10 protein-coding genes are annotated in these 12,159 nt (G+C 69.2%); 8 read left to right on the top strand and 2 right to left on the bottom strand.

The window, feature by feature from the left end; all coding sequences use genetic code 11:
- Positions 1-209: 209 nt before the first annotated feature.
- Entirely contained in the window at positions 210-545 is a 336-nt protein-coding gene (locus Aco04nite_RS05675) for a PadR family transcriptional regulator (protein WP_212996122.1), read from the bottom strand.
- A gap of 166 nt (positions 546-711) precedes the next feature.
- Here Aco04nite_RS05675 and Aco04nite_RS05670 point away from each other — a divergent pair, with 166 nt between their 5' ends.
- A complete protein-coding gene (locus tag Aco04nite_RS05670) occupies positions 712-1,794 on the top strand; it encodes a YihY/virulence factor BrkB family protein (protein WP_212996121.1) in 1,083 nt (360 codons plus the stop codon).
- A 51-nt stretch (positions 1,795-1,845) separates the two neighbouring features.
- On the opposite strand, the gene Aco04nite_RS05665 is transcribed toward Aco04nite_RS05670, so the two are convergent.
- Entirely contained in the window at positions 1,846-3,285 is a 1,440-nt protein-coding gene (locus tag Aco04nite_RS05665) for an MFS transporter (protein ID WP_212996120.1), read from the bottom strand.
- Positions 3,286-3,348: 63 nt separating this feature from the next.
- Between Aco04nite_RS05665 and Aco04nite_RS05660 the strand changes: the two genes are divergently transcribed.
- The 7 genes from Aco04nite_RS05660 (at position 3,349) to Aco04nite_RS05630 (ending at position 12,001) form a co-directional block, all read left to right on the top strand.
- Complete coding sequence (locus Aco04nite_RS05660; protein ID WP_212996119.1) at positions 3,349-3,909, top strand: TetR/AcrR family transcriptional regulator; 561 nt, start codon at positions 3,349-3,351, stop codon at positions 3,907-3,909.
- Between the two features lie 131 nt (positions 3,910-4,040).
- The gene (locus tag Aco04nite_RS05655) at positions 4,041-5,219 is read left to right on the top strand and encodes an ROK family transcriptional regulator (RefSeq protein ID WP_212996118.1); all 1,179 of its coding nucleotides are present in this window, start codon (positions 4,041-4,043) and stop codon (positions 5,217-5,219) included.
- A complete protein-coding gene (locus Aco04nite_RS05650; protein WP_212996117.1) occupies positions 5,216-6,739 on the top strand; it encodes a sugar ABC transporter ATP-binding protein in 1,524 nt (507 codons plus the stop codon). Before Aco04nite_RS05655 ends, Aco04nite_RS05650 begins: the two co-directional genes overlap by 4 nt.
- Positions 6,740-6,875: 136 nt before the next feature.
- The gene (locus tag Aco04nite_RS05645; protein WP_244875770.1) at positions 6,876-7,877 is read left to right on the top strand and encodes an ABC transporter permease; all 1,002 of its coding nucleotides are present in this window, start codon (positions 6,876-6,878) and stop codon (positions 7,875-7,877) included.
- Positions 7,878-7,955: 78 nt separating this feature from the next.
- Positions 7,956-9,002, top strand: coding sequence for a substrate-binding domain-containing protein (locus Aco04nite_RS05640; protein ID WP_212996115.1), 1,047 nt, complete (start codon positions 7,956-7,958; stop codon positions 9,000-9,002).
- A 35-nt stretch (positions 9,003-9,037) separates the two neighbouring features.
- Positions 9,038-10,195, top strand: a complete 1,158-nt coding sequence (locus Aco04nite_RS05635; RefSeq protein WP_212996114.1) for a Gfo/Idh/MocA family protein — start codon at positions 9,038-9,040, stop codon at positions 10,193-10,195.
- A gap of 735 nt (positions 10,196-10,930) precedes the next feature.
- Positions 10,931-12,001 (top strand): xylose isomerase, encoded by a 1,071-nt coding sequence (locus Aco04nite_RS05630; RefSeq protein WP_212996113.1) that lies wholly within the window; start codon positions 10,931-10,933, stop codon positions 11,999-12,001.
- The last annotated feature ends 158 nt before the right edge of the window (positions 12,002-12,159 follow it).

Raw genomic sequence — 12,159 nt, 5'->3', positions numbered from 1 at the left:
GCCTACGGCCCGCTTGCAGGGGCTGAGGCCAGGGCTTGTGCGCGGGGGCTGAGCCTACGGCCCGCTTGCAGGGGCTGAGGCCAGGGCTTGTGCGCGGGGGCTGAGCCTACGGCCCGCTTGCAGGGGCTGAGGCCAGGGCTTGTGCGCGGGGACTGAGCCTGCGCCCGCGTGCGAGGGCTGAGCTCGCGGCTTGGGCTCCGGGGCTGAGCTCAAGCGCCGGTCAGGCCGAGGGTGAAGCCGGGGCGTTTGCCGAGCTGGGACTCGGCGGCGGCGGCGTTGCGGTGCAGGCGGGTGGCCTGTTCTTGCAGGGTGGTGGCGCCGGTTTCGCTGAGGCGGTAGTAGCGGCGGAGGCGGCCTTCGATGGCTTCTTCGCGGTCGACCTCGATCATGCCCTGCTCGGCGAGGCGGTCCAGGGCGCCGTAGAGCGTGCCGGGGCGGAGTTTCACGTCGCCGGCTGACAGGTCGGTGACGGATTGGATGACGCCGTAACCGTGCAGGGGCTGGGCTGCCAGGGCGGTGAGGATGAGGAAGGTCGGTTCTTGCATGGGGCCGATATTAAGTCCGGCACCATATAACGTCAACCGTAGTATGTGAGCCAAATGGCGGACCTGGGGTTAGAGCTCCTGCATGACGGGCATCACCTGCTCAGGCCAGCTGTAAGGGCCGGTGGTGACGAATCGACGTGCAGTGCCCCTGGAGGGATCCCCGACTATGAAGCTTCGGCACAAAGACGACAAAGATGGCGCGCATGCCGCCGGAGCGCGGGATGCCGACGGCGAGGGTACGGCTACGACGCGTACCGGTGAGGACAAGGATTACAACCTTGACGCCCCGGATCCGAAGGCCGGCCCGGACAGTCCTGCACAGCTGCACGGCAAGGGCATCCTGGCAGCGCTGAAGCGGACCTTCAAGCAGTTCTCCGAGGACAACATCTCGGACTGGGCCGCGGCGCTGACCTACTACGGCGTGCTGTCGATCTTCCCCGGCGCGCTGGTGCTGGTCTCCATCCTCGGGCTGCTGAGCAAGGACGGGAAAGAGACTGTCACCGAGACCCTGAACCAGGTGGCCCCGGATCAGATCAAGGACCTGGTCAACCAGGTGCTCGGGCAGGTGTCCGACTCGGGGACGGCGGGCTTCGCCGCGATCTTCGGTCTGGTGCTGGCGTTCTGGTCGGCGTCCGGTTACATCGCCGCGTTCATGCGGGCGTCGAATGCGATCTACGACGTGCCCGAGGGCCGGCCGATCTGGAAGACGCTCCCGATCCGGGTCGGCGTCACCGCGGTTGTCGGCGTCATGTTGATTCTTTCCGCGGTGATCGTGGTCTTCACCGGCAGCCTGGCCGAGGCCGTGGGTGACACGATCGGGCTCGGGTCGGCGGCCGTGACCACCTGGAACATCGCCAAGTGGCCGGTGCTGATCATCCTGGTCAGCCTGATGTTCGCGATTCTCTACTGGGCGTCGCCGAACGCCAAGACCGGTGGCTTCCGCTGGATCAGCCCGGGCGGGATCTTCGCCGTGCTGCTCTGGGTCGTGGCGTCCGGTGGGTTCGCGCTCTACCTGGCGTACTTCGCCAACTACAACAAAACGTACGGCACGCTCGGTGGTGTCATCGCGTTCCTGGTCTGGCTCTGGATCACGAACATGGCGATCATGCTGGGCGCCGAGCTCGACGCCGAGCTGGAGCGCGGCCGGGCGATCGCCGCCGGTCACGACCCTGACGACGAGCCGTTCCTGCAGCTGCGCGACGACCGCAAGCTCAAGAAGGGCAGCGAGCAGGGGTTGAGTACGAACTAGCAGCAGAACGAAAGCGGCGGGCGACCACACAGGTCGCCCGCCGCAACCATGTCAGACCTCGACGGGAGCCAGCTCCGGAAGAACCGCAGGCGTGGTCGCGGGAGGTGCGACCCGCTTGGCGGCGGGAACCAGCAGCGCCACCAGGAAGGCCGCGGCCCCGGCAGCCGCGAGCAGCAGGAACGCCATCGTGTAGCCACTCTCGGCGGGAAGTCCGGTGGCGGCGGCCGGGTGGCTGGTGATGACGGCGCTGACGATGGCGGTGCCGATGGACGCTCCGACCGTACGGATATTGGTGTTCATGCCGCTCGCCGTGCCGGTCTGGTGGGGCGGCACCGCCTGGACGATCAGGTTGATCAGCGAGGAGTAGACCAGGCCGAGCCCGATCCCGAAGACCGCACCGCCCACCGCGACCGCCCATTTCTCGTCGTGCCGCAGCGCGAACGCCAGGCAGGCGAGAGTGCCCAGGCCGGCGCCGATGAGCAGCTGCGCCTTGCTGCCGGCCCATCGCGAGAGCGGTCCGCTGAGCGAGCCGAAGACGGCCATCGCGACCAGCATCGGCAGCATGAGCAGCCCGGCCCCGGTGATGTCCTCGCCGAACCCGTAGCCGGTGGAGGCCGGCACCTGCATCAGCTGCGGCAGGAAGGCGAAGACGCCGAACATCGCGGCGCCGAAGAGCAGGGCGACCAGGTTGGTGGTCCAGACCGCGGGCAGTCGCATCATGCGCATGTCGATCAGGGGATTGGCCGACCGCAGCTCAGCGACGAACCATCCGGCGAAGAGCACAAGAGCGACAACAAACAGTCCGACGGTACGCCCGGAGCCCCATCCCCACGCGGTCGCTTTACTGAGTGGGAGCAGAAGAGCGACGAGCCACCCCGAGAGCAGCGCCGCGGACAGCCAGTTGACCTTGCCGGGGGTGCGCACGGGTGAGGCGGGGACGACGCGCCAGGCGAGCACCCCGACGAGGACGACCACGATCATCGGGATCCAGAACAGCCAGCGCCAGTCCAGCGCGCCGACGATCGGGCCGGCGAGCACGATGCCGAGGCCGCTGCCGCTGGCGATGACGGCGGCCAGTACGCCGACCGCGGAGGCGACCCGGGCGGGCGGGAACTCGTCGCGGATGATGCCGAACGAGACGGGGAAGACGGCGCCGCCGAGGCCCTGGACGATCCGGGCGACGATGAGCACGCCGATGTTCGGGGCGACCGCGGCGAGCAGGCAGCCGACGGCGATCGCGGCGAGGGCGACCAGCAGCGTGCGGTCCTTGCCGAGCATGTCGCTGATCCGGCCCATCAGCGGGGTCGCGACGGAGGCGGAGAGCAGCCACGCGGTGAGCACCCAGGTCACGGTCCCGGCGCTCGTGTGCAGATCCTGCTGGATCGTCGGCAGCACCGGCGTCACCAGCGACTGCATCAGTGAGAAGGCGGCCGCGGCGGCCGCGAGCACCGCAAACGTGATCCGCGGCGAGCTCTGATAAAGTCGAGGCATGCCTCCACCTTAGCGGAGGTATGCCTCCGGTTCGCAATGCCGGGAGATGTGAGGAGGGTTACCATGACCGAAGTGCCGGTGACCGTACGCCGCCCGCAGCGCGCCGACGCCCGCCGTAACTTCGACGCGCTCCTCGCCGCGGCCCGTGACGCGTTCGCCGAGGGTGGCACCGAGGCCTCGCTCGAGGACATCGCCAAGCGCGCCGGGGTCGGCATCGGCACCCTCTATCGCAACTTCCCGACGCGCAAGGACCTCTTCGAGAGCGTCTACGTCGAGGAGATCAACCAGCTCAGCAAGGTCGCCGCCGAGGTGACGGATCTGCCGCCGTGGGAGGCGCTGACCACCTGGCTGAAACGCTTCGTCGACTACGTGGGGACCAAGCGCGCCATCATCGAGGCGCTCAACCGCGAGTCCGACATGTTCAGGGCCTGCCGCGCCACGATGTACGAGGCCGGCGAACCGCTGCTGCTCCGTGCCCAGCAGGCCGGTGAGGTCCGCGCCGACGCCGCCTTCGACGACGTCCTGCGACTGGTCTCCGGCCTCACCTCGGCGGCGTTCGTCGACGTCGACCAGCGCGACCGGGTGCTGATGTTCGCATTGGACGGTCTGCGCACCAAGCGATAAACCACTTTTGACTGTGGTGACAAAAGTTTCCTGGGATCAACGAGAAGCTATGGACTACAGCGGCGGAAGGGCCCTAGTGTGACGGCTGTGACACCGCCTGGTTTCGGCGGTGTGAACGGCCGGAGGTGCCCGTGCACAATGTCGACGCCCCGCATCATCGCCTGCTGCGTCTGCTTCGCGACGAAGGCCCGATCTCGCGGGCGGAGCTCGGCGACCGTCTCGATCTGACCCGGCCGCGCCTGCTCGCCGAGGTCGAAAGGCTCGTCGCCGGGGGCTACATCGCGGAGGCCGGGATGGCCGCGTCCCGGGGTGGCCGCCGGTCCACACTGGTCGAGTTGCACCCGCGGCTGCGCTTCGCCGCCGTCGACCTGGGTGCGAGCTCCATCGATATCGAGGTCACCAACGGGCGCCTCGAGCCCGTGGCGGCGTACCGCGAGAGCACTGACATCCGGTCCGGGCCGAAAGCGATCCTGCACCGCGTCAGTGAGCTGCTGGAGAAGGCGCGCACCGACGGGGCGTACGACAAATTGGACGCCGTCGGGATCGGCGTGCCCGGCCCCGTCAGTTTCCGCGACGGCGTGCCGGTCTCCCCGCCCATCATGCCCGGCTGGGACCGCTATCCCGTGCGTGAGCTGCTCACCCGCGAGTTCGGCTGCCCGGCCGTGGTCGACAACGACGTCAACATCATGGCGATCGGCGAGCGGCACGGCGGGGTCGCGCACTCGGTCGACGACTTCCTGTTCATCAAGATAGGTACGGGCATCGGCTGCGGCATCCACCTCGCCGGCGACGTGTACCGGGGCGTGGACGGCTGCGCCGGCGACATCGGGCACATCCAGGTCGACTCGCACGGCCCGATGTGCTCGTGCGGCAACGCCGGCTGCCTGGAGGCACTGTTCAGCGGCGCCGCACTGGCCCGCGACGCGCTGGCCGCCGCCCGCGCCGGCGACTCCCCGGCACTGGCCGACCGGCTCGCCACCCGCAAGATCCTCACCGCCCGGGACGTGGCCGAGGGCGCCGCGGAGGGCGACGTCACCTGCATCCGGCTGATCCGCGACGGCGGCCGCCGGGTCGGCTCGGTGCTCGCCACACTGGTCAGCTTCTCGAACCCGTCGATGATCGTCATCGGGGGCGGGCTCGCCCAGCTCGGCCACATCCTGCTCGCCGAGATCCGCTCGGTCGTCTACCGGCGATCACTGCCGCTCGCGACCGGGAACCTCCCAGTGGTGCTCAGCGAGCTGGGCGCGCGGGCGGGCGTGACGGGCGCCGCCGTTCTCGCCAGCGACACGGCCTTCGAGCAGGCGTCATGACCTCCTCCCCGGCAGAGGTCGTGCTCAAGCTCGAAGGTGTCGTCAAGACGTTCCCCGGCGTCCGCGCTCTGGACGGCGTGGAGCTGGAGGTTCGCGAGGGCGAGGTGCATTGCCTGCTCGGCCAGAACGGCGCCGGCAAGTCCACGCTGATCAAGGTGCTCGCCGGTGTGCACCACGCGGACGAGGGCAGCATCTCGTGGCGGGGGCAGCCGTTCGCGCCGGCCTCGCCTCAGGCCGCGATGCGCGCCGGGATCGCCACGATCTACCAGGAGCTCGACCTCGTCGACGATCTGTCGGTTGCCGAGAACGCGTTCCTCGGCCACGAGCAGAGTCGAGCGGGGTTCCTGCGCCGGCGGACCACTTCCGCGCGTACCCGTGAAATCCTTGCCCGTCTCGGCCATGCCCACATCCCGCCGCGCCGGTTGGTGCGCTCGCTGCCCGCGGCGGGCAAGCAGATCGTGAGCATGGCACGGGCGTTGTCACACGACGCGCGGCTGATCGTCATGGACGAGCCGAGCGCCGTGCTCGCCCACGACGAGGTGGAGAACCTGTTCCGGATCATCCGGGAGCTGACGGCGCAGGGCATCGCGGTCATCTACATCTCGCACCGCCTGGAGGAGATCCGCGACATCGGCGACCGGGTCACGGTGCTCAAGGACGGCCGCACCACCGCGGCGAACCTGCCCGCCCGCGACACCCCGACCCGTGACCTGGTCAGCCGGATGACCGGCCGCACGATCGAATACGTGTTCCCGCCCCGGACCCGCAAGGCCGAGGGTGAGCCGCTGCTCGACGTTCAGGGCCTCACCCGCGAGGGCGAGTTCGCGGACGCGTCCCTGGCCGTCCGCGCCGGGGAGATCGTCGGCATCGCGGGACTGGTCGGATCGGGGCGTTCGGAACTGCTCGAGACCATCTTCGGCGCACGCAGGGCGGATGCCGGAACGGTCAGGCTCAACGGCAAGGCGATCCACAGCATCGGCGCGGCGGTCCGGCACGGCATGGGCATGGCGCCCGAGGAGCGCAAGAGCCAGGCGTTGCTGCTCGACGAGGCCATCTACCGCAACATGACCCTCTCTTCATTCTCCGGGTACGCCCGGAGCGGCTTCACCGACACCTCCAAGGAACGCGCCGCCGCCGCGAAAACCGCCGACCAGCTCGAACTGCGTCCCCGCGACGTGACCCGGCCGGTGCGCACCCTGTCCGGTGGCAACCAGCAGAAGGTCGTCGTCGGGCGCTGGCTGCTCGGCGGCACGAAACTGCTCCTGCTCGACGAGCCGACCCGCGGTGTCGACGTCGGCGCCCGCGCGGAGCTCTACCAGGTGATCCACGACCTCGCCGCCGGCGGGGTGGGCGTCCTGCTGGTCTCCAGCGAGGTTCCCGAGGTGCTCGGCCTGGCCGACCGGGTGCTGGTCATGCGCGAGGGCCACCTGATCCACGAAGCACCCGCCGACGAGATCGACGAAGCCACGGTTCTGGACCTCGTGATGGCGGGGTCCCTCCTGGAAGGAGACCCGGCATGACCGACTGCACCGAGCTGCACTCAGCGTTGGCGGCCCGCGGCCGCGACAGTGAGGGCCACGAGGGCATGCCTGAGGGAGGCTCAGCGTGACTGACCAAAGGACGAAGACCGACGTTCCGGCTGATGCTCCAGCGCCGGTGTCCCTGACGAAGACGAGCTGGTGGAAGAGTGACGGGGCGGAGCCCGTACGGCGGAATCTGGGGTTGATCGGGGTTCTGATCGTTCTGGTGATCATCGGGGCGGTGACCCGGCCGGAGCTCTACGGCGACGCGAGCTGGGTGACCAACAACGTCTGGACGATTCTGCAGCAGGCGTCCGCGATCGGCGTGGTGACCGTCGGGATGACGTTCGTGATCATCGGCGGCGGCATCGACCTGTCCGTCGGCGCGATCATCGCGGTGGCCGGGGTGTGGTCGACGACGCTGGCGACCCAGAGCTACGGCACCGCGGGCATGATCTTCACCGCGATCGTGGTGGGGGTCGTGGTCGGGCTCGTCAACGGCGTACTGATCTCCTACGGCAGGCTGGTGCCGTTCATCGCGACGCTGGCCATGATGGTCGCGGCGCGGGGCCTGGCCGCGCAGATCTCCGGCAAGCAGACGCAGGTCTCGGCCAACTCCACGATCAACGACATCGCGAGTACGAAGATCCTCGGCGTCCCGATGCTCGTCATCATGCTCGCCGTGGTCGTCGCCGGTGGCTGGGTGCTGCTGAACCGCACGACGTTCGGCCGGCGCACCGTGGCCGTCGGCGGCAACCCCGAGGCGGCCCGGCTCGCGGGCATCAACATCCGGCTGCACACCGTGCTGCTCTACGCGTTGTCCGGGCTGTGCTGCGGCATCGCGGCGATCATGCTCACCTCCCAGGCGACCAGCGCGCAGGCCGCCATGGCCAACCTCTACGAACTTGACGCGATCGCCGCGGCCATCATCGGCGGCACCCTGCTCAGCGGTGGACGCGGCACGATCATCGGCGCCCTCTTCGGGGTGCTCGTCTTCTCCACGATCACCAACCTGTTCGCCATCAACAACCTCTCCACCGAGGTGCAGAACATGGTCAAGGGCGCCATCATCGTCGCCGCCGTGCTCGTCCAGCAGTTCCGCTACCGCTCACTGTCGCAGCTCTTCTCGCGTACCTAGATCCGCTCTCCTGCATCCTTTCCCTTCGCACCGCTGGCGACCTTCGACGGCCGCCGGGTCAAACCTGGGAGAAAACCGATGAACGATCTGTCCCGTCGTCGCATCCTCTTCGGCAGCGCCGCCATCGGCGCCGGCGCCGTCCTCACCGCCTGCACCAGCAACAGCACGGGCGAGAACACCCAGATCAACACCAACAAGGACACCGAGGCGAACCCGAACGCCGCCCCGGGCGAGAAGGTCGTCATCGCGTTCTCCGCCCCCGCCGCCGACCACGGCTGGGTCGCCGCGATCACCAACAACGCCAAGGCGCAGGCCGCCGCGTACAGCGACGTGGAGTTCAAGAGCGTCGAAGCCGGCGCCGACGCGGCCGCCCAGCGCGCCGCCCTGTCCACCCTGATCTCGCAGAAGCCCAGCGTGATCGTGCTGCTCCCGCATGACGGCAAGGAGCTGAACGCGGTCGGCCTGGAGGCGATGCGGGCCGGCATCCCGGTGGTCAACCTGGACCGGGCGTTCCCCGACCGCGGCGCGTACCGGCTGCAGATCAAGGGTGACAACTTCGGCATGGGCCTGGCCGCCGGCACGTACATCGGTGAGCAGCTGAAGGCCAAGAACATCAGCAACCCGATCATCGGCGAGATCCCGGGCATCGATTCGCTCGAACTCACCCAGCAGCGCTCGGCCGGCTTCAAAGAAGCCCTTGGCGTGTACGGGTTCCGCGTCGCCAACCGCCGCCCGGCCGAGTTCACCGCCGACACGGGGCAGCGGGCGGCCACCGAGCTGCTGCAGGCCCTGCCGAAGATCGACGCCCTCTGGAACCACGACGACGACCAGGGCATCGGCGTGCTCGCCGCGGCCAACCAGAGCAACCGCAAGGAATTCCTGATGGTCGGCGGGGCCGGTTCGAAGGCGGCGATCGACGCGATCGTGGCCGACAACACCGTGCTCAAGGCGACGGTCACCTACAGCCCCTCGATGGCGTCCTCGGCGATCTCGCTCGCCCGGCTCATCGGCCAGAAGAAAGGCATGTCGGACCTCGTGGAGCTCGAGGTTCCCAAGGAGATCACCCTCGCCTCCGAGACGATCACCAAGGAGAACGCGGCACAGTACGCGAAGCTCGGCTTCTGAAGCTCACATTCGGCTCTCTGAACGGAGTTCACAAGATGGGGCAGCTGCGGGTCGGCATGGTCGGTCACGCGTTCATGGGTGCCGCGCATTCACAGGCGTGGCGCACCGTCAACCACGCGTTCGACCTGCCGCTGTCGGCGCGGATGTCGGTGGTGTGCGGCCGTGACGACCAGCGGGCGGCGGCTGCGGCCGCCAAGCTCGGCTGGGAGTCGCACGCCACCGACTGGCGCCAGGTCATCGCCCGCGACGACCTGGACCTGGTGGACATCTGCACACCCGGTGACACCCACGCGGAGATAGCCGTGGCGGCGCTGGCGGCGGGCAAACACGTCCTCTGCGAGAAGCCGCTCGCCAACTCGGTGGCCGAGGCCCGGGAGATGGCCGCGGCCGCCGCCGTGGCACAGACCCACGGGATCCAGGCGATGTGCGGGTTCAACTACCGCCGGGTCCCCGCGGTGGCCCTGATGAGACAGCTCGTCGCCACCGGGCGCATCGGCACGGTCCGCCACGTACGCGCGGTGTACCTGCAGGACTGGATCGTCGACCCGGAATTCCCCCTGGTCTGGCGGCTCCGCAAGGACGTCGCGGGCTCCGGGGCTCTGGGCGACATCGGCGCCCACATCGTCGACCTGACCCAGTTCGTCACGGGCAACCTCATCACCTCGGTCACGGCCCTGACCGAGACGTTCGTGCGCGAACGTCCGCTCCCCGCTCCTTCCCTGTCGGGCAACGGGCAGGTCACCGTCGACGACGCCGCTCTGTTCCTGGCCCGGCTCGACGGGGGAGCGGTGGCGACGTACGAGGCCACCCGGTTCGCCACCGGCCGCAAGAACGGTCTGCGGGTCGAGCTGAACGGGTCGCTCGGCTCGGTCGCGTTCGACTTCGAGCGGATGAACGAGCTCGAGTTCTACGACGCGACCCGGCCCACCAGCGAGCAGGGCTTCAACCGGATCCTGGTCACCGAGCCCGACCATCCCTACATGGCGGCGTGGTGGCCCGCCGGCCATCTGATCGGCTACGAACACTCCTTCACCCACGAGGTCCGCGACCTGATCGCCGCGATCGCCTCGAACAATGCCCCCGCACCGTCGTTCGCCGACGCACTCCAGGTCCAACTTGTCCTCGACGCGGTGGAACGCTCGGCCGCCACGTCCGCCTGGGTTGCGGTCGAGCCTGAACTCGCCCCCGTCTGACGCCCGTCCCCACCCAGCTTCTGTCATCCGTTCACGGTTCCTACCGCCCGCCGTGAGGTGGGCCGATTGACTTCTGCCGTCCGGCGCGAGGGCGGGTCCGGTTGCGCCCCGGCCCGTCGGAGCCGGGCGGCGGAAAGGCTGCCCGGCTCCGGGCCACCCGGGTTCCGAACCGGAGCCGGTCAGCCTGCTACCCACCCGGCCCGCCGTCGGTCCACCCGGCCCTCCGCCGCCTTTCCACCCCGGCCGAGGTGCCCTCTTCCTGCCGCTGCGAGCACGTTCGGGCACCCCGTGTTACCCCAGTGAGCGTTTGCTTCGTGCAGGTGCACGGCGTTCATTCGCACGTGCACGATTCCAGTGCGTGTCCGAGTGTGCAATTGGCGCACGGAGAACGCTCTCACCGTATCTGCGAACGGGGGGTCGTCTGTCCACTCTGGGCCAGGTCAACGGGGGTGGGAGCATCTAACTACATAAATGTAGTTTGGTCCTGTCGATCATGTTCGGGGAGGTCAGGACGTCGCACGGCCAGTGTGGCCGCTGATCCGGTAGGCAGCCGAGGCTCGTATCCGAGGGCAGCCAACCCACGGATGGAGGCGTCATGGTTACCCGTCGTTCCGCCACGACGGCAGCGGTGACCCGCGGCCAACTGGTCCATACTGGACGCAGCACGAACCGATGCACGTGCATATGCCTTGGCTGCATATGCCTCGGTGACGCCCCGCTCCAGGAGGGATTCTGATGCGTTTGCGCCACCATCGCGGCCGGGTGGTCCATGTGAGTCATGGCACCGATCTCCGGCCCGCGCGCGACCTTACGGACGTCGTCGCTCAGCTCGACGCGTACGCGGATGATGTCCGGTCTCAGCTCGACGCGGACATCCTCGGGGTGAGCCTGTGGCTGCCACCCACCCTCGCCGCCGCCCTCGCCATCGACGGGCGCGCCCGCACCCGGCTGCGTGCCGAACTCGACGCCCGCGGGCTCGAGGTCGTCACGTTGAGCGGGCTGCCCTACGCCGAGGGCGGCGACGAGGGTTCCGGCATTCCCGACTGGAGCAGCCCCGCGCGGCTCGAATACACCCTCGACCTGGCCCGCATCCTCGTCGACCTGCTGCCCGACGACGCCGTCCGGGGAGCGGTGACGACGATCGGCCTCGGGCTGCGAGCGGGGTGGGACACCGCCAAGGAGAAGGCCTGCTCGCGGGTGCTCGGGCGGCTGTCCGGCGGGCTGGCCGAGGTCGCCTGGCAGACCGGGCGCGCGGTCCGGGTCGGGTTCCAGCCCGCACCCGGTTACGTGCTCGACGGGTCGGCCTCCGTCGCCGCCGCGTTCTCCCGGCTCGACAAGGACCGGCTCGGCGTCAGCCTCGACCTGGCCAACGTGGCGTGCACGTGGGAGGACCCGGTCGCGTATCTCGACCGTCTGCACGGAGCCGGCGTCCAGGTCATCCGGGCCACGGTCGCTGCCGCCCTCCAGGCCGCTCATCCCGCCGCCGCGATCGAAGCCCTCCAGGGGTACGTCGACAGCGCGCACCCGCACGCCGTCACCACTCCCGATGACGGGTACGTCGACGACCTCGCCGCCGCTCTGCGCGACATCCCGGCGGGTCCGTGGCGCGTGCAGTGTCACGTACCGTTGGACAGTCAACCGCCCGCACCGCTGACGGCGACGACGGAGATCTGGCGCACGGCCATCGCGCACCTCATGTCCGGGGCACTGCCCGGCACCGAATATCTGGACATCGAGTCGCAGGGGGCCCTGGAGCTCGCAGAGCTCGGTCTCTCGCCCCCGATCGACCTCCGCCTCCCTTGCTGACACCCTGGGGTGCACCTAGAGTTTGACGTGGCACTGCCGGGACGGCGGGCCCGCCGGGAGGCGCAGACCCGGCACGGCCGCGACGTCCGTCCCCGGCATGCCATCGCCGGCACCTCGCACCGGCCCGGAACCCCTTCGTAGCCGTTTACGAACAGGGG

Origin of the sequence: Winogradskya consettensis (assembly GCF_018332715.1) — a bacterium.
In the GTDB taxonomy this organism is placed as follows: domain Bacteria; phylum Actinomycetota; class Actinomycetes; order Mycobacteriales; family Micromonosporaceae; genus Actinoplanes; species Actinoplanes consettensis.
Note: the sequence above shows the minus strand (reverse complement) of the source record. Positions and strands in the feature narration are given on the sequence as shown.

What these genes read in the sequence shown, in the direction of transcription:
- Aco04nite_RS05635 (WP_212996114.1), top strand. Translation starts at nt 9,038, where the DNA reads ATGGGGCAGCTGCGGGTCGGCATGGTCGGTCACGCGTTCATGGGTGCC.
- Aco04nite_RS05660 (WP_212996119.1), top strand. Translation starts at nt 3,349, where the DNA reads ATGACCGAAGTGCCGGTGACCGTACGCCGCCCGCAGCGCGCCGACGCC.
- Aco04nite_RS05675 (WP_212996122.1), bottom strand. Translation starts at nt 545, where the DNA reads ATGCAAGAACCGACCTTCCTCATCCTCACCGCCCTGGCAGCCCAGCCC.
- Aco04nite_RS05640 (WP_212996115.1), top strand. Translation starts at nt 7,956, where the DNA reads ATGAACGATCTGTCCCGTCGTCGCATCCTCTTCGGCAGCGCCGCCATC.
- Aco04nite_RS05670 (WP_212996121.1), top strand. Translation starts at nt 712, where the DNA reads ATGAAGCTTCGGCACAAAGACGACAAAGATGGCGCGCATGCCGCCGGA.
- Aco04nite_RS05665 (WP_212996120.1), bottom strand. Translation starts at nt 3,285, where the DNA reads ATGCCTCGACTTTATCAGAGCTCGCCGCGGATCACGTTTGCGGTGCTC.
- Aco04nite_RS05630 (WP_212996113.1), top strand. Translation starts at nt 10,931, where the DNA reads ATGCGTTTGCGCCACCATCGCGGCCGGGTGGTCCATGTGAGTCATGGC.
- Aco04nite_RS05650 (WP_212996117.1), top strand. Translation starts at nt 5,216, where the DNA reads ATGACCTCCTCCCCGGCAGAGGTCGTGCTCAAGCTCGAAGGTGTCGTC.